This window comes from Stutzerimonas stutzeri, assembly GCF_024448935.1.
Taxonomy (GTDB): domain Bacteria; phylum Pseudomonadota; class Gammaproteobacteria; order Pseudomonadales; family Pseudomonadaceae; genus Stutzerimonas; species Stutzerimonas stutzeri_AO.
The window spans coordinates 1-517 of the sequence record NZ_JAMOIE010000279.1; the positions used below are offsets into that span (position 1 = coordinate 1).

At 58.8% G+C, this 517-nt stretch carries 1 pseudogene; it reads left to right on the forward strand.

Annotated elements, in window-relative coordinates:
• Positions 1 to 517, forward strand: a pseudogene (locus tag NA637_RS25350) (IS5-like element ISPre1 family transposase); the annotation flags it as partial.

Below are 517 nucleotides of genomic sequence, written 5' to 3' on the forward strand. Positions count from 1 at the left end.
TTTCGCCGACGCCGAGTACGCCGGTAAGCGCAAGCAGACCCGCAAGGAATTGTTCCTGATCGAGATGGATCGGGTTGTGCCATGGAAGGGTTTGATTGCCTTGATCGAGCCGCATTACCCCAAGGGCGAAGGCGGCCGACCCGCCTATCCGCTGATGGCGATGCTGCGCGTACATCTGATGCAAAACTGGTTCGGCTATAGCGATCCGGCGATGGAAGAAGCGCTGTACGAGACCACCATCCTGCGTCAGTTCGCCGGGTTGAGCTTGGAGCGCATTCCTGACGAGACCACCATCCTCAATTTCCGCCGGCTGCTGGAGAAGCATGAGTTGGCGGCCGGTATCCTTGGCATGATCAATGGCTACCTGGGAGATCGCGGCCTGTCGCTGCGCCAAGGCACCATCGTCGATGCCACGCTGATCAATGCGCCGAGTTCGACCAAGAACAAGGACGGCAAACGCGACCCGGAGATGCACCAGACCAAGAAGGGTAACCAATATTACTTCGGCAGTGCGACC